Below are 23925 nucleotides of genomic sequence, written 5' to 3' on the forward strand. Positions count from 1 at the left end.
TGGCGCCAAAATTTGAATCATCCATATGACTTTATAATAAATTAATGTTTTTTACATAATTTAATGTGTTAAAAATAAAATTTTAGTTGGCCTTCTATTCAACAATTTACATACCAAAATTTTATTTCAGGGTATCATTTGACCTGAAATTATTGGAGTTAAAACACCTAACTAACCTGACAACAGTATTTAAACGGTTGTTTAAAAAAGTTGAATTTATTTTTGAAAGTGAAGCCAATATTTACAAATCCGGTTTGAATTTCTATTGAGTAACATAAAGATTCATCATGATGATACATCTCCGGAATTATGGTTTATTATTTCTCCAGAAATGCCTGTATTGGAAAGGTTTTCAAGCAAATTAGATGATACAAATAAAATGCATAGAAATTAATTATAATACATACATTTCCCTTTATCACTGAATTTAAAGCAGTAAACAGACCTTTAAAATCACATTAAAGTGATAAATATTTAATTTCAATGATAATATTTCATACTTTAGTGATAACTAAAACCATCAAAATTCAAAATTTATGAAAACATCATTATTATCCATGAAAAGTGGCCTGGCAGCAGCTATGTTTCTTTTGACAGGAATAGCCAATGCCCAGCAGTGGCAAATTACCGGAAACCCAGGAATTACTGTGGCAAACTACGCGGGTACGGTTGATCCAAGACCCTTTTTTCTACGAACGAACGGAGCCTCTACCAATCCGGGACAGGCTATCCTGAATGAAGCAGGCTCATTTATCGTAGATGCTGTAAACAACTCCAATACCGCCAAAGCAAAAGGAAGCATTGTTACCGGAAGCTCCAATATTCTTGGAGGATTGGCCAGCAGTTCTATAGTAAGCGGCTGGGGAAATGATCTCACCAACGGCGGAGGCGCCAATATCGTGAGCGGACAGGACAATATTGTTCTGAATAATGCCGGAAAATCGGTAGCTCTTGGCTGGAAAAACATCATCAGAAACCAGAACCAGTTTGCAGTAGGGGTAGGAATTGATCTTAAAGATGTCTATTCCGGGGGATTCGGAATTGATCTGGCGGCGACCGGAAACCGTTCATTCGTGATCGGGTCAGGAACGGGAGGAGTAAAACTGACGAATAATATTCCGCTGTCCATTATGTTTGGATTATCTCCTACATCAACCATGCTGATCAAGGATAAAAGTGTCGGCATTCTTACGCTCGCTCCTACGGCCAATTTCCATACGGTGGGAACGGTAAGACATGAAAATCTGCCCACAGGAAGCGGCCGCGCCCTGGTTGTAGATGCGATTGGAAATGTAATGGTTTCGAATACGCCGCTCAACAAATCAGCTTCGGACTCAGATGAAATTATCCAACAGCTGGAAGACCGCATAAAAAATCTTGAAAATACGGTAGAGGAGCTGAAACAACTGCTGTTGAACAAAGGTGTTTCCTCCACTGATATTTCTTCAGATGTGGCAAAATTAGCTCAGAATGTTCCCAACCCCACCAAAAACGGAACGAGCATCAGCTACTATCTTCCAAAAAGCGCAAAAACAGCCTCTATTGAGGTATACAATATCTCCGGTCAGCTGGTGAAATCCCTCCCACTCCATGAGAAAGGCAACGGGACCATCACCTTATCAGGTTCAGATCTGCAATCCGGAACATATGTGTATACCATGATGACAGACGGAAAAGTGGCGGGTTCTAAAAAAATGGTTATCCGGGATTAAATTCTTGATATTATATTTTCAAAAAAGACGGCTGAAGGATTTTCCTTCAGCTGTTTTGATTTTTTAAGCTTTAACTATTATTGCTTATTATATATCCGAACTTCTGGTAAAAGGTAAATCAATTCCTTGCATATACATTTGCCTATATGTTGTTGATGATCTTACTGTTTTCTCATCAATTAACGCTACATTCAAAATACTGTCTTCAAATATATCCTCAATAGTATTATCGGGATCTTCATAATGAATAAGTTCCGGCAGATTTTCAGGATAAATAAAATAAGCAGGAATCAACCGATCACCACCGATACCAAGTTCATCGTACACCTTATGTAATCTCGTATATCCGGCTAACTGTCTTGCATCATTCATAGAAGGATTGCCGTCTTTATATCTAGGTTTATATTTTGCATCAACTACAGCTTTTATAATAGGGGTATTAATTATAAAATCCAGCTCCTGCTTATTGAATTTATTATGATATTTCACTTCATTTATACCTGGGAATTTTTTGCGTAGTTCTTTAAAAACATACAATTCAAAGAGTTTACTCATGTCTATCCAAAAAGGTGGATGTATGCATTTTTCACTATTTGAGTTTCGCGATATATTATAATCTTGAAGTGCAAGTATCTGATTACCGAGCTGAACGGCAATATTATAATTCTTATAAAATGGATTTCTCTCTTTATATTTAAGCTTAGTAAAAGATTTATGACTAACCTGTTGAAACCCTCCCATACAATACCTCATTATCTGATTTAAGCTGCCTTTAATAGGCTGATGAGGCAGAAAATCATTTAAACAGGAAGCTATGTGATTCATTACAAATTTCAAAAACTGATTTATTTCTATATCATTTCCGAAATTCTGAAATTTACACACCGTTTTCGTAAATCTGTTTTTCAGTGTGTTTTGCCTGATCTGTTGTCGTACTAAAATTTTTCCCTTAACTTTATTGTTTAAGTTTTCTTCAACGTCATAATAAGACTTCTTAAGACCCTTTTTCACAATATCTTTAGTTACGGAAAGAAACTGAGCAATTAAAAACGGTGTTAAGATCGGCTGCAAATGATTTTCTATTTCAATCCATTCATCATCAAATTTAGTCGTGACAAGATTCTCAAGATGTTCAAAGTTTTCAGGTTCTTTTAGCGCCTCAAGTAACATTTCAATATAGTTTATTTGCTGTTTCTTATTATTGAGTTTAGGTTCTATATAGACAGGAAACCCAAGCTTAGTCAAACGGTCCAGGCCTATAAAATATGAAGATGAAATATTGCAAAGATATTGATGATTTTCATTTTCTTTACTCAGCGATACCTCAATACACTGTCTTTTCTGATGATTGTCAAAATAGATTCTATCTTGAAGAATGCCCAGATCATAATAACCTCTCCAGTCTTTAAGTCTGCGGAAAACTTCTAAATGATCCTGATTATAGTATTCAAAATGTTCTGAAATATGAAGCATGATTTTAAAGACTTCCCGTCAATTTATTAATTTTTTCTATTGCAGATTCTTTTAATATACCATCTCTTACATATTCTAAAAGAATGGGTTTAATTTCATAGGCCAAACGCATCTCCATATTTGCATCCTGTTTTTCCGGCTTTATAAAATATGAATGCCCCAACCAAACATCCTTGGGGTCGAAGTCAGAAGAAAGATATTCTGACCGTAAAATTCCTCCATCTGAATACACTTTTTCAGGATTATAATCTTTCACAAATAATTGGGAAACCTCTGTAAATAATCCAACATCAAATTTATCCTGCAATTCAGGTGTCAGATCTTTTGGAAGTATATCAACAAATGCAAACCTTCTTCGGATGGCATAGTCTATATGTCCTACGCTTCTGTCTGCCGTGTTCATCGTTCCAATAATATATAAGTTAGGAGGCAGGATAAGTCTGTTTTCTTCATTTTCTATTCTGTACATGCTTTCTGCTTCTTTTCCCCTATATTCTAAGGCATAGATCAACTCACCCAGCACAGAGGATAAATTAGCCCGGTTAATCTCATCTATAATAAGTACATATTTTTTCAAAAACGTTTTTTCTGCCTTAGATATTTGAGGTTGATAAGTCTTCTTAAAAACCATGTATTTCTCAACTACTTTTATAAAATAAGTAGAATGTTGTCTTGTTAATTCTTCTACATCAGACATTCTTTTAATATCCTGTCTTGTCTCCGCACCTGTTTCTATAATTTTTCTGAGTTCGGTATACTTCATATTCAGGCCTTTTTGATGCGCAGCCCAGTTGTCACCTTTATATTTAAAACGGGTCTCATCAGCTGAAAATAGATATACAGCATCAGTAATTATATATTTATGCTCTGCATTCTGAGCCATCTCATCTTTTACGGTCTCAATAAATGCATCGAATATATCATTCTCATCATTAGTAACCTCATATTTACTATTCTGTGATGCTTCGTAATTATGAAGAGCACTAGCCGCAAATTTCCCTAAAATCTTATTTTCAACTTTATATAATATGCCATCTCCTTCATCATTTGGTTTGGAAACAATTCCTCTTACAAAATCTTCATAGGTATATGAGGGATGAAATTGAATCAGCTTAATATCATTTGTACTTTTGTACAGTTTTTTTAATATAAATTTTGCAGAAGCTATTTCATAAGGATCCTGACTATTTTTATTTTGTGGCTCAATATTGTTTCCAATCTCTTTAATTCGCGCTAAAATTTTTGAGAAAGTGACCTGATTAGTATCTTGTGTTCCCGAAGAGCTTAAATGTACTTTAACATCATCTGTATAGACAACTGTATAATAATTCTCCCTGCCGATTGTACTTGGAAACTTATCACCTGTAATCATTAGACTTTTGATATCTTCTTCCGTCAGTTCATTTTTATTGGAACCTGTTATTATTTCTGCTATTTCTTGAGCTAACTTTGTTTTTCCTGTCCCGGGAGGACCTTGCAGGATAATTTGTTTCTTATATTGAAGCAGTTTTTTTATTTCCTCCATCTTTTTATATTTTAAAGAATTATTATAGTAAAGATTAATATTCTGAATTATTTTTTTATTATGAATTTGAGCAATACCTTTTATATAGTCAAATGTAAAATCACTGTCTATCGGAATTATTTCAGCATCATAATAGAAAAGATTATCTTCATAAGGCACATCTTTATCTGCAAATTCATTTTCAGCATGTGGCAACTCATATATTGATTTGCGAAATGATTTTGTTTTAGCAATGGCCAAAGGTGTAAAACCATCAGTAAGAAGTACAAGATTTCCCTTACCAAAGTCTTTATTAACCCAGCTTATCACAATATCATGCTTTAGCAGTACATCATAAAAAAGAGGGAGACCATCATTCTTCTTCCCCCATCTGCATCCTAATTTCCAATATGTCATTTCAATCTTGTATTAATGTTTTTTGCAATGAAAAGTAACTCTATCGGATTTTGATGATAGGTGAGCCGAAAGAATATCCGGTAGGAGTAATATAATCATGGTTAATATTTCTTGCCCACAAGTATAAGGAAAATATACAAGTCCCCATTACGGGAAAACGTAATTTTTAACAAAAATAGATCTAACCAACCATTTACTCATCACCAGACCCTTACAAAAGGGGCTCCAGCCTCTCCAACAAGCCTCCAGAAGGGCTTCCGAACGACCTTCACCCTGTTGATGAACGGTCTTTACCCCCTTAGGTAAGGGGGTAAAGCCTGTTAGGTAACGGGTTCCGCGGGCTTCAAAAGAGGTAGGAGACCGTTGAATAAGAGTATAGAACCCCTTACACAAAGGGCTGGAGGGACTTATAAAGGATATACAGCCACTTCTGGCTTTATATTTTGAGTTCGGGATAAGAAAATACGTGAAAACAATTGATTTTTTATCGCAAAGAAAATAAAGTAGATTTTTGGTCTGCTAATAAGGAAAGCAAGGGCATTTCATTCATCGAAGTAAGACCATATATCCCCCGGATGCTTACCCCTAAGTGAACGGCTTTGTTTATCTTAAAAAGGGAATGCTTTTTAAAGCTTTGTTTACCCTTGCGTTTACTTCTTATCCTGAAAATTCTGGGTATTTATAACAAAAGCACGTCTTCACGTGCTAATGCTATATTATAAAAAGTTATCCGGGCTGGCTGCTGTCCGGAGGCGGGGTCTGGGCTACCGGTGTCTGAGATGATGTTATAAAGAACTGTTTCATATCTTCATAGATTACGTTGGTACCCGGTACATTCTCTTCTGAAAGGAACCTGATATTCCGGTAAAAGCTGATGGCGTTATGGTAGTTATCATGATCCAGCAGTACTTTAGTGTCAGATAGCTGTTCGTTCAGTGAGTCCAATCGCTGCAGCCGCTGTTCTATCTGTTCCCGGGCTGCAAAATCCCTGTCGAATTCTGCCTTGTCCAGAAATCCGGGAACAAACCCGGGATACTGTTCCATATAGCTTTTCGTTTTGTTCACAAAAAGTTTATTTTGCTCTGCGATCCTCCCGTACTGCTGTCTCTGCTCCGGGGTAAGATTGATCGTTTTTCCTGAAAGCGCGGTATGTATTGCCTGAATCGCCTGATCAATGGCCGTTAATTCTTCATTGGAAAAACTTAAACTGATTAAATTGTCTAGTGCCATAATTGTTGTGTTTTGGTTGTTAACAGAATCAAATATAGCGAGTATAAGCCGTTTAAAAATAAGCAGTTATCAAATTTACAAGGCTCATTAACCAGATTATAAAAAACAAATAATAAGGTTTTGCTTTTCCAGTTGTTTAGTGAAAAAAATCATGAATTAATGTGGAAAATTAAAAACCCAGAAAAACCATATCCTGATCTCCTTTGTCCCTTGTTATTAAACAGGAGCTTAGTCCTTAACAAAAAAATACTGCCTCATAAAAGCAGTATTTTATATCATATAATTTCCTTTGAAAGGACCAATTTATTTTTTGGATTTAAGGGTTTTCACCTCCCGTTTCAGGGAATCTATCTGTTCTTTCAGAATTTTAATGTATTCCTGCTGGTTTTCTAATATGTATTCCGGGATGTTACAATATTGGTTATAATTACCAGATTGAGTATTGGAACTGCTATCATTAAAAGTTAGATTCTGTATAACATTCGCCTCCCTTTCTTCTTTTATTTCTTCTACTTTAACATCTAATGCCTTGGCCAGCTTTTCCCACTCATCGTCAAAGATCTTTACGCCACCACTCTCCTTTCGGGAATAGTTGGAAACGTCTGTTGCCAGAATATTAGACATATATTCCTGAGTGAAGCCTTTTTGCTTTCTTAGATTTCTTAGCTTTTCCATAGTGGTGGTGTGTTTCTTGCAAATATAGAGAAAAATTGGTTTTTGGTACTTTGATTACTCGATTATTCTATAAAAAATAATGCTAAAGATAAAATATCATCAATGTTAGCAGTAGAAGAAATTAGGCCTTATCATTTAGTAAATGTTTGAGAAGGAAGTCTTCAAAATCATCATTTGTGATAAAACCTTACCTAAGTTTTAAAAACATCAGATAATACTTTGAAATTAGCTTTATAATGGTGGTAAGCCTAATTCTTTCAAGAATGCATTATGCTTTTCTGTAGCTTCTTTAATTTTTTTATTGATATCAATTAGATTATCATTTACTTTTTTTAGGTCAATTCTCTCTTCTTCTATCGAAGTATTAACATACCTGGAAATATTAAGGTTATACCCATTCTTTTCTATCTCTTCCATTGAAACTCTTCGGGAATAGCGTGGAATTTCTTCTCTGAACTGATAGGTTTTTACAATATTTTCAATATCGTTTGGTTCTCCATTATCTCCTTCTCTCAATGTATTTTGACGTTTGCCCTTAGCGAAATGTTCACTGGCATTGATAAAAAGAACATCATCGTGTTTTTTGCACTTCTTAAGAACCAAAATACATACAGGAATCCCAGTAGAAAAAAATAAATTAGAAGGTAAACCAATCACTGTATCAATACTGTTATCTTTTAATAGCTTTGTACGGATTCTTTCTTCTGCACCACCTCTGAACAATACACCATGTGGTAAAATAATAGCCATTGTTCCCTCCCCGCTTAGGAAATGGAACCCGTGTAATAAGAAAGAAAAATCAGCAGCAGACTTGGGAGCAAGACCGTAACTTTTGAACCGGAAATCATCTGCCATAGTTTCTGTCGGGTCCCAACGTAAACTAAATGGCGGATTGGCAACAATTGCATCAAACTCCATTTTTTTTGCCGGATTCATTTCATTCAGAATATTCCAGTCATTATCTAAAGTGTCGCCGTGATGAATCTCAAACTCGGTGTCTTTTACACCGTGCAAGAGCATATTCATTCTTGCTAAGTTGTAGGTCGTAATATTTTTTTCCTGCCCGTAGATTTTACCAATGTATCCATCGTTATCTTCCAACTGTCTTCTTACATTAAGAAGCAATGAACCAGAACCACAAGCAAAATCTAAAACTTTATCCAGTTTTTTCTTTCTTCCTGTTGTCGGATCTTGGCTATCAAGAGTAACAATTCCCGAAAGTATCGTAGAAACCTGTTGGGGGGTGTAGAATTCTCCTGCTTTTTTGCCTGAACCAGCTGCAAACTGACCAATCAGATATTCATAAGCATCTCCTAAAATATCAGAAGTAGTAGAGAATTTAGCAATACCTTCAGATATTTTAGTAATGATGGTACAAAGCTTTTTATTCCGGTCGGTGTAGGTTTTTCCTAATTTTTCAGAATTCAGATTAATTTCAGAAAATAAACCTTGAAAAGTACTTTCAAAAGATTCATTCTCAATATAACGAAAACCTTTATCTAAAGTTCTTAACAAATCTTCATCTTGTGTTCTTGCGAGTTCTGAAATATTACTCCACAAATAATCCGGCTCTATTACATAATGAACTTTTCGGCGCATTTGCTTTTCAAAATCTACAATATCATCTGGATTTTCTCTGTACCAGATTTCCAAAGGATTGGTAACTTTTAGCTTCGCCATTACATCCTTTGGAGTATTATCAGGATAATCTGATCCCAGTTCTTTTTTTGCAGCCGTTTCGTAATTATCTGATAAATATCTTAAAAACAGAAAAGAAAGCATATAATCCCTAAAATCATCCGCATTCATTGCGCCACGTAAATCGTCTGCAATTGCCCAAAGTGTCTTTCCTAATTTTTGTTGTTCTTGTAGTGTCATTTTTAAAACTTAAATTTATATTTAAGAATAATTTTCTCTAAAATATCCTTAAAAAGAGTTTCCTCTGATTCTGACATTTTATTAGATTGAGTTTTATAGCTGTCTTTATGAGATAATGAATGTATCCTATCTCCCACTATATTTGGATCTTCGTCCAATTCTATTTGACTTAAGGCATATCCAATACCACCTTTACCTAAAAAGGAAGATATATTTTCAAGTAATTGCCTTAATAAAACAAAATGATAAGAAAACAATTCTGATTTCGCTGCTTCATCTAAGGTCTTCAATAGATGAAGATGAAATAAAAACGCTCCCCTTTTATTTAAGATCAAATCTTCACTACCTTTTCTTTCTAGTAGAAAAACAGCTGTGTCAGATTTATACTTATCACTCTTTTGCCCTTTCATCATTCTGTCAGCAAGAATTGAAAATAAGCCAATATGATGAGTGGTTAAAATGATTTTCTTCTTAGGGTAAGTATCATCAATTAGTTTTGTTATTGACTCCGCAGTGGTAAAGATATTATGCTCATCCATAGATGAAACAGGATCATCAATAAAAAAATGGGCATCCTGTTCCTCCGACCAAGAATCTGTTTCAAAAAGTGTCAAGAAAAAACACCATACAAATATTCTTTCTTCACCTCTAGAAATTTTTATTGGATCTTGAGTTTTTTCATCAATATAAAAAGTAATTGATTTTATACCTTTTTCTCTATCATCATCTTCGTACAAATTAAGTTTAAACTTATATCTTGGGTTATAAAGAGATAGCTTTTCTTCAAGTAAATCAGTATCTAATATTAGTGAGTGATGTCTATTAAGTGAGCTGTAAATAACATCTAGTTTTATATTTTTATTAAAATCTTTTTCATTATTATCCCAAACAAATAAATCTTCACTATAGGCATTATAATATACCCCAGAATGTTTACCTTGATTATTTTCTTTTGTTAAATCCTTAAAAGCGACTGATAATTTTGTTTTTCCAGTTGCATTGAAGGCATAAATCAAACATATTGTTTCAGGAGTTTTAGTGATTTGTTCCGCTATTTCTTTAATATTTTTCATTAGTTTTTTAGTTTAGGAAACAATCCTTGCATTAATCCTTTTTTATGGTTTTTTAGATGTTCTATTTTTTTGGTTTGTGCGATGATTAGATTATCCACTTCCTTTAAACATTCTGCAATTTTTTGCTGTTCTTTTGGATTTCGTGGTAAAGGTATCGGAATAATATCCAGTTTTCCTCTATTAAGTTTAGGCTGAGCCATTCCAGTTAGAAAATCTTGAACATTAATTGAATTAATATATTTCTCTACTAAAACATGAGTATAATAATTCTGAAATCTCAAAACATGAGCATGATTGTTTACCCAAGTCTTATTCTTTATTGTAAAAGCAATCGGATAGTTTCTGTCAATTAAATTAGCGCCATCTTCAGATACACATAGTAAAATTTCATTAAAAATATAATCTTTAACATAATCAATTATGCCGGATGCTCCATAATAAGGAATACTTCCTTTTTCTCTTTGATTTGATGTAATTGGAATTCTTTTTGAATCCAAATTTTCTGCTAATTTTCCCAATGCTATTTCCTCCCAATCTCCATCATTTATAAACTCGGGAAAACGAAATTTAGGAACAGTTTCTCCTTCCTGTGGAAAGAGATTTTGTAATAATCCTTTTTTATGGTTTTTAAGAGCCTCTAGTTTATCGTTATGCGCTGTAATGAGTTCATCTAAAGAGGTTAAACAATTTGCTATTTTTTGTTGTTCATTTGAATTTGGAACATTTACGCTTAAATTTTGATATTCAGAAATGTAATATCTTTTGTGCTCTGTAGCATTAAATTTAATTTGAGCTATTAACTCATAAATAAATTTTAGATTATCATCACCTTTATTTTTTAGAATCTTGATTGCTGATGATTTAACTTTAAAAGGAAAATCTACATATTTGTTATCAACAGTAAAATCATCAAATATAATTGCAGGTAAATTATTATAAATTCCAAAGTCCTCTTTAGTATAACCTAATACAAAACTTTTATTCGCAGTTAGTACAGGCATACCTTCATTCTGATAATTAGTATCTGTGACTATATAATTATCAGGTCTTTCATAATCAAGAATTTCATTAAGTTCTTTAGGATACCATTCTCCATCATTCAAAAATTCAGGAAAACGCAGTTCGGGTATTAATTTACTAGTTTTCTCCATTGTTACATAATTATTCATACGCTGCCAAACCGGAGATTTCTCTTCCTTCTCCTATTTTTTTTAGTTGGGGTACTAAATCTTCCATTAATGCCAATTCTTTTACGCGTCTTTCTTTCCAGCTTAAGTCCAAAGACTCTAACAGATCGGTTAGTTTTTCACCGTCAAAAATCATCCGGCTCATAATGTCGTCGGTAAAAGACTTTAATGCTTGGGTTGCTAAACCGTGTCTGTTTGCAATGGTAGCTAATTCTTTTTCGTTTTTTTCAATTTTAAAAATTTCGTAACCTTGCTTCAGTTGCTTTTCGTCCTGTCCTTTGCTCCAGTCTAATCCGTTGATGTATTCAGTCAGATTTTCTTTTTCATCCATTAAATTAGCACTTGAACTTAGCAATTTTATTAATTGCTCCTTGCTCATTTTCTGCTTTTGGGATTTTGGATCGGTATTATCTGCAATCAATCCCATAATGTAATCATAATCAATCAATGCAGAAGCAAACAGGACAAATTCAAAATCCAACTGCTGTAAACCCTCCGGTGCTTCGTCTCCTTTTTTCTCCTGTATTTCTTTCAGCTGTTTAGCTGTTTCCAGATAAGAGCTTCGGAAAGAGCGCAGGTTATCTTCCGGCAAAATCTTTTCAATCAATTCTTTTTGTCCGGCATCCAGATCTGTATATTGGTCAAGCTGAGTTTTTAAACGCTGTACTTCCTTAAAGGTTTTTACAAACTGTATTTTAGCGGCATCACCTCTCAGATTATAAACTTCTTGAGGTTCATTTACCAAATCGTGAGTTTCCATAAAGATACCCATTGCTTCTACTGCTTTTTGATATTTCTCTATAATTGCAGGAGCAGGCTCTACCAACCATATTTCTCTGGCTTTGCTCTCATTACCTTCACCGGAAAACAATTCAATCGCCCGATTCACCGGCTGTTGCTGTGAGCGGAAATCTAAAATATTACCATACGGTTTGGTGTCATTCAATACTCTGTTGGTTCTTGAAAATGCCTGTATCAATCCGTGGTATTTCAGATTTTTATCTACATACAGCGTATTGAGATACTTAGAATCAAAACCTGTAAGCAACATATCTACGACAATAATAATATCTATTTTGTTTTTGTGAGGATAATCTTTATTGCTGTATTGATGATCCTTTATTCTTTTTTGTATGTTTTGATAATAGCTGTCAAACTCATTAATATTATGGTTGGTATTATACTGTTTGTTATAATCTGCAATAATCTGGATTAATGCTCTTTTCTTTTCTTCCGGATTGATTTGGTTATCCGCTTTTTCCTGTTCCAAATCATCCTGTAGTTGTTTTACGTCCGCCGCATTTTTCTGGCTTTGCTGATCTCCATTTTGTGCAATCAATTGTGCAGGAGGTGAAAAGACACAGGTAATATTCAAAGGAATATAATCTGGATTTTCCGCTTTCTTTTTATTCTGTAATGTCTTGAATAAATTATAATATTCTATTGCATTATTGATAGAAGCAGTTGCGAAAACGGCATTAAATCTTTTATAATGAGTAGCCAGATCGTGTTTTTCCAAGATAGCTTCTGTTACAGCTTGTTGGGCAATGGCTTCGCCTGGTTTAGCATTTGCCGTTCCTTGTCCTTTGTAAAAATCAATATGGAAACGCAAAACATTTCTATCATCTATAGCGTGAGTTATTGTGTAAGCGTGCAATAGTTTTTGAAAGATATCCTCTGTTGTTTTATAGGATGCTTCTTCTCCGTCTATTTTTTTATAAGTAGAATTATCATCAAAAATCGGTGTCCCCGTAAAACCAAAAAGTTGGGCATTAGGAAAAAACTCTTTAATCGCTTTATGATTATCTCCAAACTGCGAACGATGACATTCATCGAAAATAAAAACAATTCTTTTATTTTTTAATGGCTCTAATCGTTCTTTATAGGTTTGACTATTTTCTTTTCTGAAATTTCCATCTAACGCCAAACCTAGTTTCTGAATGGTCGTAACAATCACTTTATCTGAATAATCAGTAGAAAGTAATCTTCTAACCAAACTTTCCGTATTGGTATTTTCTTCCACACTCCCTTCTTGAAACTTATTAAACTCTTCTCTGGTTTGACGATCGAGATCTTTTCTATCTACCACGAAAAGACATTTTTCTATATCCGGATTATCTTTGAGCAAGGTAGAAGTTTTAAAAGAAGTCAGCGTTTTACCACTTCCCGTCGTATGCCAAATATATCCGTTTCCTCGGTTCTGATGAATACAATCAACAATTGCTCTAACCGCATAAATTTGATAAGGGCGCATTACCAGAAGTTTTTGCTCACTTTCTACCAAAACCATATACTTGCTGATTAATTCTCCAAGCGTACATTTTGCAAGAAACTTATCTGAGAAATCATCTAAATGCGTGATTTTTTTGTTTTTCTCGTCAGCAAACTGATATACAGGAAGGAACTGTTCATCTGCATTAAAAGCAAAATGCTGATTTCTATTATTCGAAAAATAATAAGTATTGGTTTTATTACTGACAATGAATAATTGCATAAAACAAAGGAGAGAATTGGTATAGCCATTCCCCGAATCATTTTTATAATCCACAATTTGCTGCATCGCCTTTCTAGGAGTAATGTCCAGAGTTTTCAATTCAATCTGAACTACAGGAATACCATTAATCAGAATAATAACATCATAACGATGGTTACTATTATCAGTATTCATTTTCAGTTGATTGATTACTTCAAATTCATTTTTGCACCAATCTTTAATATTTACTAAAGTGTAATGGAGTGGCGTTCCATCTTCACGCTGGAAATATTGTTGTTCACGCAATAATTTGGAAGCTGCAAATACATCAGGCTTTACAATTTCATCTCTTAATCTTGCAAATTCTGCTTCACTAAGCCTAACTCGATTTAAAGTTTCAAATTTCTCACGAAAGTTTTTTTCTAAGCTAATTTTATCACGAATATCAGCTCTATAGGTATATTTTAAATCAGAAAGCTTTTTAATCAAACTTTCTTCTATATGGTTTTCTCGTGTCATTATTATGAGGTAATAATAATAGTTTAATCTTCAAAGATACATTAATTTAATAAAATCTTACCCATTGGATAAACTTAATAGCGCTTGAATTGCAGCACCAATGACTCCTTTAATGTTATCAATATTTTATAAAAAATTACTAGAATTCTAAAATATAAACACACGAAAAAATAATCTGGAAGTCAACCAAATAAAATGTACTATTTTATATTAAGCCGTAGTATATCTACTCACCGTAATTTACACCCAATTTTTCGTACATCTCCATCATAAAGAATACCTTTTACAAATTTTATGGATGATGTGTCCGAGGCAAAAATACGAATAGTTCTACAACCCCCTCTTCCCCTCCATCCAATACGCCTGCGACCTGATACACTTCCCCTCCACACCTTTCGCCTTAAGAAATTTCCGGATCACAGACATGGTATTTCCGTTTCCTGTAAGATAGAAAACGGCTTCGCTGTTGTAAACGGCTTGTTTTTCTTCTTTTAAAAAATCGTTTAAAGCTTCCATGATGTTCTGGATATCGTTTTTGGGAGTGTAATAGCCGTACAGTCCCAGTTTTTTCAGCACCGAAGGATCTTCCAGCTCATGAAGACATACAAATGTACCGCCGATCTCTTCCGCTGCTTCTTTGATGGACAGAGAGCTTCCCAGTGAAGTTGCATCGCCTATGGAAAAATGAATTTCTGCATTGGGTTCAAAAAAACGCTTTCCCCTTGGCATCAGTATTTTTGTAGTTTCGCCTACTGAAAGACGGCTGGCAAAACTGCTTCCTACAGCATCCGTATCATGAAGATGGAAAATCACATCAAAAGTTCCTGCATGCTTATTAAAACTGAAGGGTGAATAATTTCGGTAATCCCTTTCATTGACTCTTATTCCTATAGCGTAAGCCGGCTCAAAATGAACATCTTCCAGACCGGAAGCAAAACGGATAAGGCGGAGATCTTCTGAAACAGCTTCTGTATGAATAACGGTGCAATCTTTAAATTTGGAGGACATGACGTTTTCTAACGTGTCATTCATCCATTTTGGTAAGCTTGGCATAAATAATTTTTAATGCAAAGGAAGCTTCAAAATAAATGCAGACCGATAGCCGTATCAGGGTATTAGTTGGACAATTCGTGGTTTACTGCCTGCTTCGGTATCTGTCGCGGAATTCTGTAGGCGGGCAGCCTTCAACCTTAGAAAATAAACGGGAAAAGTAGGTATGATCACCATAGCCCAGCTCATACGCAATTTCTTTTACACTCAGCTGAGTGAAGGATAAGAGCCTTTTGGCTTCTATCAACACTTCCTGATGAATCAGGTGCTGTGCAGATTTACCCGTTACTTCACGAATAACCTCGGTAAGATAACCGGGTGAAATATTTAAAAGTCCGGCATAGGCTGATGGACTTTTCAGGGTTTTAAATTCTCTCCTTACAAGAATTCTGAACTTTCTGGCGAGCTGAACAGCACGGCTTCCGGTCGAAACTTCGGGATTGTTTTCTTTCAGAAAAATCAGGGCATACAATCCGGCATAGGCATTCATCAGAGACTGAACAACAAGAAAACCTTCTTTGGTAGCCAGCATTTCTTCGGTACAGGACATCTGCAGCATTTCGGCACAGGAACTGAGCTTTTCTGCCGTAATCCGGTCAATGACGACAGGCTGTATATCGATCAGCGATTCCTCAAAAACCGACCGTAAGGTATCGGGCAGCAGATCTGCTTTTACCGCAATAAACCATCCGCTGACATCATCCATCAGAATTCCTTCATGCACCTGTCCCGGCAGCAGAAAGAAAACAGCTGTATCCTGAGCTTCTATCATTTTAAAATCGACCATCATTTTCGCCCGGCCACGTTCCAGATAGGTAAAAATATAATGACTGTCGCGATGAATTCCTTTATCAAAAAGATTACCGTCCGTACTCATGGTCCTCTTTTCAATCCTTTCGATCAGAATACCGTGCTGCGTAATGCTGTTTAAATCGTAGGTGGGAATGGACTGCTTCATTGAAAAATAGCTGATGATGAGATATTATTCTGATTTATTAAGCTGAAAGCATTTATTTATTTATTTATTTATTTATCGCAAAGATAAACAAAGAAATATTTCTCTCTGTCTGTTTTTTAGGATACACAAAGGCATTTCATTCAGCAAAGTAAGACTAATGAAAATAAGTCTTTGTTTTGGTTTATTAAAACTTTAAAGCAAGCTTATTGAAATCTTTGTATAACCTTGCGAGTTAAAAACTTATATAATTCAGTTTATCTGGCTTTTGACAAAGCCATTTTTACCGCTAAATAAGTAAGTATACCCGCCATAAACCATTTCTGAATCTTCACCCAAAATGGATTATCGGAGAAAAATGCAGCCACCCTTGCGGCTGTAAGCACAATGATAAAGTTAACACTGAAGCTTACAATAACCTGGACAATTCCCAGTTCAAAACTTTGCATTAAAACAGAGCCATATTCAGGTTTAATGAACTGCGGAAAAAAAGACAGGTAAAATACAGCGACCTTCGGATTGAGCGCACTTGTCAGGAAGCCAACGGTAAAAAGCTTTTTGGTGCCATCATGCGGACTGTTTTTATCTACTTCAAATATATTCCTGCTTTTTGGTTTTACTGCCTGGTACGCCAAATACAGAAGATAGACGGTTCCAAGCGTTTTCAGAACGGTATAAGCAACCGGAACTGCCAGTAATACCGCTGTAAGCCCGAAAGATACCATGACGATATGGAACATAAAGCCGCATATTACGCCTGCCAGAGAAATAAGCCCGGATTTTTTTCCCTGTGTAATTGATTTCGAAATGAGGTAAATCATATTCGGGCCGGGGCTTATCACTAAAACAAGGGCAGCCAGGATAAAGAATAAAAGCTCGTGAAGTGGAATCATCTTTTATATAGTTATTTATTTAACCTGAATTCGGACAAGGATTAGATTAAACGCAAAGATAAACGAAGCTTTAAAAAGCATTCATTTGATTTTTAAGATATACAAAGCCGTTTCACTTATTGTAAGTAATACAGAAAATGTATGGTCTTACTTTGCTGAATAATAATTGAACAAATATATTGATTTCATTCACAGTCTGTTGGAATTACGCTCATTTTTTATCCCGAAATGATCATTTAACATTAAGATGACAATAAAATATAAGGCTGGTAGCGGTATTTTGCTATTTTTGTACTCCCGGAAGAGAGATTTTTACCTTTTCAGGATAACCACACCAAAAACTATGAACCGAAATCAAATGCTGCCTGTTGGCTATACAGGAAAAAAAGACCATAAAGAGATCAATTCAGTCTCAAAAACACCTTCCCATCTCTTCGGAATATTCAGGAAACAATCTGCTGTAAAAGGTTGAGGAATAATTATTCCGGCTTTAGCATCTGGCAGAATATTTTTCAATGTCAGTACTATCGCTTGAATTTTTACGTTTGACAGTAAACTATGTACCATTTCACCTAACATTAAAAGTTTCATCCGTCTCATTCTTTTTTCTGCAATTCACTTAACATCAATTAACTTAAACGTACTATTTGACAGGATTTCTACTACATTAAAATTTAAACTCAATGCAAAAATTGTTTTTTAAAACTGCCGTCACCGCCGCTGTAGTCTGTTTCAGCTCTATGGCATTGGCACAGCAGAAATATTCAGTAAGCGGTACTGTGAAGGATCACAAGAATGGAGAGCTGCTGATTGGAGTTACGGTAAAAGTAAGTGAAGATCCGTCTGTTTCTGTGGTTGCCAACGAATATGGCTTTTATTCACTGTCGCTTCCCGAAGGAAGTTATACGCTGATTGTTTCCTATCCGGGTTACCGTGATTTTGAACTGCCGGTAAAGGTGGAACAGAATACCAAGCTGGATCTGCCACTCGACCAGGAAGAAAAAGGAGATGAAAAGGTGGGAAAAATTGATGAAGTTGTTATTTCCGGGGTCAAAAAAAATAAAAACCTTACCTCAGCCCAGATGGGAACTGAAACGTTAAGCATCAAAAATATAGAAAAGCTGCCGGTTTTATTCGGGGAAAAGGATGTCATGAAAACGATACAGCTTTTGCCGGGCATCAAAAGCAATGGTGAAGGAAGCAGCGGATTCAGTGTAAGAGGCGGAGCCACGGACCAGAACCTGATCTTACTGGATGAAGCCCCTGTTTATAATGCTTCGCATCTGTTGGGCTTCTTCAGTACCTTCAACAGTGATGCACTGAAAGATGCCAGTATTATCAAAGGAAACAGTCCCGCCCAGTACGGTGGCCGTCTTTCTTCTGTGATGGACGTTAAAATGAAAGACGGGAACAATAAGGATTATAATGTGAACGGAGGAATCGGGCTGATCAGCAGCAGGCTGAGTGTGGAAGGACCTATTCAGAAGGAAAAATCTTCATTCATTGTTTCCGGAAGAAGAACGTATGCCGATCTGTTTCTTAAGACGAGTGATGATTATAAGGACAGCAAACTGTATTTCTATGACCTGAATCTGAAAGCCAATTATCAGATCAATGACAACAACCGTCTTTACCTTTCCGGATATTTCGGAAGAGATGTTCTGGGATTGGGCGATACATTCTCAACAAACTGGGGAAATACAACGGCTACACTCCGATGGAACAGTATCATCAGCAGTAAATTATTTTCCAATACTTCGTTAATTTACAGCAATTACAATTATAAAATCAGCCTGAAAAGCAATGATAATACATTTGGCCTGGATTCACAGATCGAAGACTGGAACCTTAAGCAGGATTTTACGTGGTTTGCCGGAAATAAGCATTCGGTACGTTTCGGACTTCAGTCTATTCACCATACGATCACGCCAAGCAGTGCTTCCGGTACGAGTGTGAGCAGCTTTCCGAGAAATCCGAGAAAGTCCTGGGAAAATGCAGTGTATATCAATGATGATTTTAAAGCCTCAGATAAGCTGACCGTGAATTACGGTTTAAGGCTGTCTACTTTCAGTATTCTGGGCGGAGACACGTATAATACCTATGACAATGGGGTGATTACGGACAGCCGGTTTCTGGAAAAGGGTAAATTCGGGAAAACCTACTTCAATCTTGAGCCGAGAATTACCGCCAATTACCGGATCAATGAGGTAAGCAGCATCAAGGCCGGATATTCCCGCAACACCCAGAACCTGCACCTTCTGAGCAACAGCAGCAGCGGAAATCCTACCGACCAGTGGATCGGGAGCAGCTACAGCGTAAAGCCGGAAATAGCCGATCAGATCAGTGCAGGATACAGCAGAAATTTCAATAACAACAATTACGAGCTGAATGCTGAGATCTATTACAAATCCATGCAGAACCAGATCGACTTTAAAAACGGTGCGCAGATCACCTTTGACACGGCAGCTGATGTAGAAAGCGAATTGCTGTATGGTAAAGGAAGAGCCTATGGGCTGGAACTGATCGCCAAGAAGAAAAGCGGAAGACTGACCGGATGGATCTCTTATACCCTGTCTAAAACAGAAAGAAAAATAAACGGAATCAATGATAATGAATGGTATAACGCCAGAATGGACAAAACCCACGATCTGTCTATTGTAGCCACTTATGAACTGAATAAAAAATGGTCTTTATCCGGACTCTTCCTTTACAGTACCGGAAATGCCGTAACCTTCCCTACCGCTAAATATGAGCTGAACGGGCAGACTATTTTTCAGTACAGCAGCAGGAATGCAGACCGTATGCCGGCCTACCACAGAATGGATCTGAGCGCTACCTATGAGCCGGAATCCACCAGACGTTTCAAAGGCTCATGGTCATTCGGGATTTATAATCTCTACGGCCGGGAAAATGCCTATACGATTACGTTTGAAGACAACCCGAACAACCCGGGAACAACACGCGCTATGCAGACCTCCCTTTTCCGCTGGGTACCCAACATCACTTATAATTTCAAATTTTAGATCATGAAGAATATCATTTTTATCATATTATCGCTGTTTTTACTAACTTCCTGTGAAAAGGAGATCGACCTTGATCTGGATGACAAGAGAGGAAACATCGTCATAGAAGGCAATATAACGAACCAGCCGGGACCGTATATCATAAGAATCACTAAATCTGTAGCTTTTACACAGAACAATCAGTATCCTGCGGTTACCGACGCACAGGTTGTCGTAAGTGATAATACGGGTCAGACAGAAATTTTACAGTATGTAGGTGACGGTAAATATATAACTACCGCTTTTATCGGAGTGACAGGCAGAACCTATACCCTGAAAATACAGGCCGAAGGAAAGCAGTATACAGCCCAAAGTACTATGCCTGAAGTGGTCAGTTTTGACGGCCTTACACAAGACTCTTTTACTTTCGGCAGCGAAACCACCTATACCCTTTTACCAATTTTCACCGATCCGGCGGCATTGGGGAACCGTTATTTTTTTAATTTTACCATCAATAACATGACGAAAAAGACGTTTGAGGTATTTTCGGATAATGTAAATAACGGAATGGTCAACCAAAGACCGCTGTTTCTCCCGAATGAAGACAATGATGATGACCCCACTGATCATAAAGTGGTACCCGGAGATACTGTTTATGTAGAAATGCAGTCCATCGATCATACTATATTCACCTATTATTCCGCCCTTCTGCAGATTTCAGGGGACGGCGGACCTGGCGGAGGCGTTACCCCGTCCAATCCTCCAAGTAATATTGACAATGGAGCCTTGGGTTATTTTTCAGCGCATACGGTGCAGAAAAAAAGTATTGTCATTCAGTAAATTATCATCACCAAACTAAACAAAAGGCTGCTCCGATCATTAGGAGCTGCCTTTTTTACACGGTTAAAAGTTAATAAACAAAGCATTAAAAGCATTCCGTTGATTATTTAAGTTAAACAAAGCCGTTTCACTTATAAAAAGCAATACACAGGAATATTTGTTTTTTGCTGAATGAAATACCCTTGCTTTCCTTTGATAACAATAAAATTGGTTTCACCTACTTTTATCAGAATTCATGTTGACAGGATTGGCGAAAAAAAACACATAAACAACTAACAAACAGCCAATTATACTCAATAGGTATTTCTACTGAAGATGATATTTGGTTATTTACACGCTAAAATCCGGTTCTTTTTCTTCGTTCCTTTGAGTTGTTCAATAAGTAATTACAAACACCAACCAAAAAACAAAACAATGGAAACAATTCAAATTACACAGACCGAAGTGGGTTTCAAAGATCCGTTCGAACGCGTTATTTCAACCTCAAAAGCAGGAGGAGAATCCAAAGAGTCTTATTCTATTGAAGTAGCTGGGGAAGGGCAGCTTACAGGGCTTTCCTATACCGTACCGCCATTCACTCAGGGAAGAATCACCGCTTCTCTTCAGGTGTCTGCCATGTCCAGCCAGGATGTGAAAAATCTGAATGATCTGGCCATGAGCATGCTGAGCGCCAGCTACAAAGAAGAAGTTAAAGAATATGAAAAAACATCGGCAAGTGCCAACTTATCCGTTTGGACATGGTTCTTCGGCGGTGGCGGCGCTTCTGCTTCTTATGAAAAAACAAAAGATTCTATGAAATCCAAAGGGCTTACGGAAGCTCAGATCACCACATTAATGGATGCTTTTCTTGAAAAGGCAAAACAGATGTCTACTGTAAATATTGACTTCTATGTGAATAATTCAGCCAATGACTTTGCTGTTTCGGGGGATCTGTATCTGTATACGGTTTCAGGAACGATCAAAACTGAAAAAGGAACGGCACAGTACCGTATGCTGGCCGATCAGGCTTCTGCAGGCGGACCTCCTCCTTCCGGTGGTGGTGCTCCTTCTTCGGGAACCATTAAACTGAACTAAGACTACGTTTTTAGTGAAGATGATTAGAATTCGGAACGGTGATGCTGTTCCGAATTTTAATACAATGACTATTTAACTGAGTTCGGCATAAGAAAATACTGAAAACAATTATATCCTTATCGCAAAGGCAAACAAAGCAGATTTTTTTAAAGCTTTGTTTATCCTTGCGTTTAATTTAATCCTTATCCGAATTCACGTTATTTTACTATTCTATTTATCAATCCAATAAAACCACCAGATCATGAAACTAAGTAAAGAACAACTGGCCCTGCACGATGAGATGGCCAAAAGACTCCCCGAACTTGTTGAAGAATATTTTAAAAGACCCGAGATCACTTCTTTAGGGGTCTCTCTGAAAACAGTGAATGATAAACTGATCCCAAGCCTCAGCTATACGTTCGGAGTGAAAAACAAACTGCCTTTAGCCAAAGTGAACAATCCAATTCCGGCTGTTCTTTTTGACTGTCCTACAGACGTTGTGGAGTTTGAAATCCAAGACAATAACCTGGCTGCACCAGATGCTGTGGCAGATGCGACCAGAAACGAAAAAACAGATCCACTGATCGGAGGAATCAGTATTTCAGCAAACGGTGAGCTGATGCAGGGAGGAAAGGAAATTGCAGGCAACGGTACGCTGGGAGTGATGATTAATAAAAAAGGGGATAAAAATCCTTATATGATCACCTGTGCCCATGTGCTGGTGGGCACTACTACAAAACTTGACTCTGATGTATGCCAGCAATCTAAGTGGCAAACTACTTTAAACTATTGCCATGACTGCGCTTCACTAAAGGATTATTACCGTGAAAATGTCTTTTTCGAAAGAGATTCAGACACTATAGATGCATGGCTGGACTGTGCTATTGCAAGGAAAGGATATTTCAGAAATGCTGATATTGGAAAAGTATATGGAGTAGGAAATATCATTTCAGGATTTGCAGAGATCGGTGCTGCTCTAATCGGTGAGGAGGTTATGAAAAGCGGGATCACCACAGAAATTACAACAGGTGAAGTCAAAAGCATTACTGAGTCTTTAAAAGTTAAAAAATTTGACGGAACAGAAACCGTTGCCCATAATGTAATCACCGTCAGGGGCGATGGTGGCTATTTTTCAAGGCCGGGCGATTCGGGAGCAGCCGTTTTTAAGACGGATGACTCTACAATGATCGGTGTACTCTTTGGATCTGCCGCTTCAAGTGGACTAGGTTTAGTATCTCCAATTGATGCTGTTTCAAGTAAATGGCCTGATCTACAGTTCTGATTTAACAGGAAATCAGAAGACAACTCCTGTTAAAATTATATTGTGAACAAAAAAAGACAGAATGGTATCCTATTTATAGGTAACCATTCTGTCTGATTTTTTAAGTTTAAGAAATTATACTCCTAAGCAGTAGGCCATTCCGCTTTGTAAGAAGAATTACCTAAGTCAATCTGCTCTGCACTTACGATGAAGCTGATGTACATACTGTTTTCATCTACTGCATTGAAATCTACTTCGTGCTGGATTACATATCCGTTCTCCCATTTCAGAGTCGTCAGTGTTCCTTCTTCATGAGATTTGTTGAACGTTACTTCTCCGCTTGTAGGCTTGTATTTTCCGTTCAATAAGCTTTCAAGGATATCAGATTTTTCAGTAGCTTCTACTGTAATTTTGATAAGTGCATTAGAAGGATCTGATGCCACTCTTCCTGATACGTCCGTAGAACGTGATACACTGTAGTGAAGTTTTAGCAGTTTCTGCCCTTCTCCACCATTAAATTTTAAGATTCCTCTTGAATTTCTTTCTGCCATGATTTTGTAAATTAATGGTTAATATTTTGTGATCTGATGTTATTCTAATTCACCAAATATAGAAGTAGTTATGCTATAAAAAGGACATTTTATGATTTATCTGAGAAAGTGTAGTAGTAGTACGACTAACAAGTGTTAGGCTTTTTTATCAATTATAAATCAAACATTTACAGTTTCAA

At 36.4% G+C, this 23925-nt stretch carries 18 protein-coding genes; 6 read left to right on the plus strand and 12 right to left on the minus strand.

All coding sequences use genetic code 11. The features are described from left to right. The first annotated feature begins 536 nt into the window (after positions 1-536). Complete coding sequence (locus J4Q03_RS13865) at positions 537-1712, plus strand: T9SS type A sorting domain-containing protein (protein ID WP_426048729.1); 1176 nt, start codon at positions 537-539, stop codon at positions 1710-1712. Between the two features lie 87 nt (positions 1713-1799). On the opposite strand, the gene J4Q03_RS13870 is transcribed toward J4Q03_RS13865, so the two are convergent. From J4Q03_RS13870 to J4Q03_RS13920, 11 genes are all read right to left on the minus strand, one after another. After that, on the minus strand, positions 1800-3185 hold the full coding sequence (locus J4Q03_RS13870; RefSeq protein ID WP_426048730.1) for a 5-methylcytosine restriction system specificity protein McrC: 1386 nt from the start codon (positions 3183-3185) through the stop codon (positions 1800-1802). A 4-nt stretch (positions 3186-3189) separates the two neighbouring features. Continuing rightward, a complete protein-coding gene (locus J4Q03_RS13875; protein ID WP_426048731.1) occupies positions 3190-4950 on the minus strand; it encodes an AAA family ATPase in 1761 nt (586 codons plus the stop codon). Positions 4951-5832: 882 nt separating this feature from the next. Then, complete coding sequence (locus tag J4Q03_RS13880; protein ID WP_426048732.1) at positions 5833-6336, minus strand: hypothetical protein; 504 nt, start codon at positions 6334-6336, stop codon at positions 5833-5835. Positions 6337-6639: 303 nt separating this feature from the next. Beyond that, positions 6640-7011, minus strand: a complete 372-nt coding sequence (locus tag J4Q03_RS13885; protein ID WP_426048733.1) for a helix-turn-helix domain-containing protein — start codon at positions 7009-7011, stop codon at positions 6640-6642. Between the two features lie 231 nt (positions 7012-7242). Next, positions 7243-8889: a type I restriction-modification system subunit M gene (locus J4Q03_RS13890; protein WP_426048734.1), complete on the minus strand. Its 1647-nt coding sequence runs from the start codon at positions 8887-8889 to the stop codon at positions 7243-7245. Positions 8890-8891: 2 nt separating this feature from the next. Continuing rightward, positions 8892-9962 carry an AAA family ATPase gene (locus J4Q03_RS13895; protein ID WP_426048735.1) on the minus strand — a complete coding sequence of 357 codons (1071 nt, stop codon included), beginning with the start codon at positions 9960-9962 and terminating at the stop codon, positions 8892-8894. After that, entirely contained in the window at positions 9962-11113 is a 1152-nt protein-coding gene (locus J4Q03_RS13900; RefSeq protein WP_426048736.1) for a restriction endonuclease subunit S, read from the minus strand. The genes J4Q03_RS13895 and J4Q03_RS13900 overlap by 1 nt, the downstream gene beginning before the upstream one ends. 10 nt (positions 11114-11123) lie before the next feature. Beyond that, positions 11124-14141, minus strand: a complete 3018-nt coding sequence (locus J4Q03_RS13905; protein ID WP_426048737.1) for a type I restriction endonuclease subunit R — start codon at positions 14139-14141, stop codon at positions 11124-11126. 330 nt (positions 14142-14471) lie between these two features. Beyond that, positions 14472-15194, minus strand: a complete 723-nt coding sequence (locus tag J4Q03_RS13910; RefSeq protein WP_426048738.1) for a siderophore-interacting protein — start codon at positions 15192-15194, stop codon at positions 14472-14474. Positions 15195-15276: 82 nt separating this feature from the next. Then, complete coding sequence (locus J4Q03_RS13915) at positions 15277-16149, minus strand: helix-turn-helix domain-containing protein (RefSeq protein WP_426048739.1); 873 nt, start codon at positions 16147-16149, stop codon at positions 15277-15279. A gap of 254 nt (positions 16150-16403) precedes the next feature. Beyond that, complete coding sequence (locus J4Q03_RS13920; protein WP_426048740.1) at positions 16404-17039, minus strand: LysE family translocator; 636 nt, start codon at positions 17037-17039, stop codon at positions 16404-16406. Positions 17040-17382: 343 nt separating this feature from the next. Between J4Q03_RS13920 and J4Q03_RS13925 the strand changes: the two genes are divergently transcribed. From J4Q03_RS13925 to J4Q03_RS13945, 5 genes are all read left to right on the plus strand, one after another. Continuing rightward, on the plus strand, positions 17383-17511 hold the full coding sequence (locus tag J4Q03_RS13925) for a hypothetical protein (RefSeq protein ID WP_426048741.1): 129 nt from the start codon (positions 17383-17385) through the stop codon (positions 17509-17511). Between the two features lie 211 nt (positions 17512-17722). Then, on the plus strand, positions 17723-20062 hold the full coding sequence (locus J4Q03_RS13930; RefSeq protein ID WP_426048742.1) for a TonB-dependent receptor: 2340 nt from the start codon (positions 17723-17725) through the stop codon (positions 20060-20062). A 3-nt stretch (positions 20063-20065) separates the two neighbouring features. Continuing rightward, positions 20066-20881 carry a DUF4249 domain-containing protein gene (locus tag J4Q03_RS13935; RefSeq protein ID WP_426048743.1) on the plus strand — a complete coding sequence of 272 codons (816 nt, stop codon included), beginning with the start codon at positions 20066-20068 and terminating at the stop codon, positions 20879-20881. Between the two features lie 414 nt (positions 20882-21295). Then, positions 21296-21955 (plus strand): hypothetical protein, encoded by a 660-nt coding sequence (locus tag J4Q03_RS13940; protein ID WP_426048744.1) that lies wholly within the window; start codon positions 21296-21298, stop codon positions 21953-21955. Positions 21956-22196: 241 nt separating this feature from the next. After that, on the plus strand, positions 22197-23216 hold the full coding sequence (locus tag J4Q03_RS13945; protein ID WP_426048745.1) for a hypothetical protein: 1020 nt from the start codon (positions 22197-22199) through the stop codon (positions 23214-23216). 122 nt (positions 23217-23338) lie between these two features. On the opposite strand, the gene tssD is transcribed toward J4Q03_RS13945, so the two are convergent. Further along, positions 23339-23746, minus strand: a complete 408-nt coding sequence (gene tssD, locus J4Q03_RS13950; protein WP_116011228.1) for a type VI secretion system tube protein TssD — start codon at positions 23744-23746, stop codon at positions 23339-23341. Positions 23747-23925: the final 179 nt, after the last annotated feature.

The organism is Chryseobacterium sp. NFX27 (genome assembly GCF_049887855.1).
Classification (GTDB): domain Bacteria; phylum Bacteroidota; class Bacteroidia; order Flavobacteriales; family Weeksellaceae; genus Chryseobacterium.

Excerpts from the sequence above, each read along its gene's own strand:
- J4Q03_RS13865 (WP_426048729.1), top strand. The coding sequence starts at position 537 with ATGAAAACATCATTATTATCCATGAAAAGTGGCCTGGCAGCAGCTATG.
- J4Q03_RS13870 (WP_426048730.1), bottom strand. The coding sequence starts at position 3,185 with ATGCTTCATATTTCAGAACATTTTGAATACTATAATCAGGATCATTTA.
- J4Q03_RS13880 (WP_426048732.1), bottom strand. The coding sequence starts at position 6,336 with ATGGCACTAGACAATTTAATCAGTTTAAGTTTTTCCAATGAAGAATTA.
- J4Q03_RS13885 (WP_426048733.1), bottom strand. The coding sequence starts at position 7,011 with ATGGAAAAGCTAAGAAATCTAAGAAAGCAAAAAGGCTTCACTCAGGAA.
- J4Q03_RS13890 (WP_426048734.1), bottom strand. The coding sequence starts at position 8,889 with ATGACACTACAAGAACAACAAAAATTAGGAAAGACACTTTGGGCAATT.
- J4Q03_RS13895 (WP_426048735.1), bottom strand. The coding sequence starts at position 9,962 with ATGAAAAATATTAAAGAAATAGCGGAACAAATCACTAAAACTCCTGAA.
- J4Q03_RS13900 (WP_426048736.1), bottom strand. The coding sequence starts at position 11,113 with ATGGAGAAAACTAGTAAATTAATACCCGAACTGCGTTTTCCTGAATTT.
- J4Q03_RS13905 (WP_426048737.1), bottom strand. The coding sequence starts at position 14,141 with ATGACACGAGAAAACCATATAGAAGAAAGTTTGATTAAAAAGCTTTCT.
- J4Q03_RS13910 (WP_426048738.1), bottom strand. The coding sequence starts at position 15,194 with ATGCCAAGCTTACCAAAATGGATGAATGACACGTTAGAAAACGTCATG.
- J4Q03_RS13915 (WP_426048739.1), bottom strand. The coding sequence starts at position 16,149 with ATGAAGCAGTCCATTCCCACCTACGATTTAAACAGCATTACGCAGCAC.
- J4Q03_RS13920 (WP_426048740.1), bottom strand. The coding sequence starts at position 17,039 with ATGATTCCACTTCACGAGCTTTTATTCTTTATCCTGGCTGCCCTTGTT.
- J4Q03_RS13925 (WP_426048741.1), top strand. The coding sequence starts at position 17,383 with ATGAACCGAAATCAAATGCTGCCTGTTGGCTATACAGGAAAAAAAGAC.
- J4Q03_RS13930 (WP_426048742.1), top strand. The coding sequence starts at position 17,723 with ATGCAAAAATTGTTTTTTAAAACTGCCGTCACCGCCGCTGTAGTCTGT.
- J4Q03_RS13935 (WP_426048743.1), top strand. The coding sequence starts at position 20,066 with ATGAAGAATATCATTTTTATCATATTATCGCTGTTTTTACTAACTTCC.
- J4Q03_RS13940 (WP_426048744.1), top strand. The coding sequence starts at position 21,296 with ATGGAAACAATTCAAATTACACAGACCGAAGTGGGTTTCAAAGATCCG.
- J4Q03_RS13945 (WP_426048745.1), top strand. The coding sequence starts at position 22,197 with ATGAAACTAAGTAAAGAACAACTGGCCCTGCACGATGAGATGGCCAAA.
- tssD (WP_116011228.1), bottom strand. The coding sequence starts at position 23,746 with ATGGCAGAAAGAAATTCAAGAGGAATCTTAAAATTTAATGGTGGAGAA.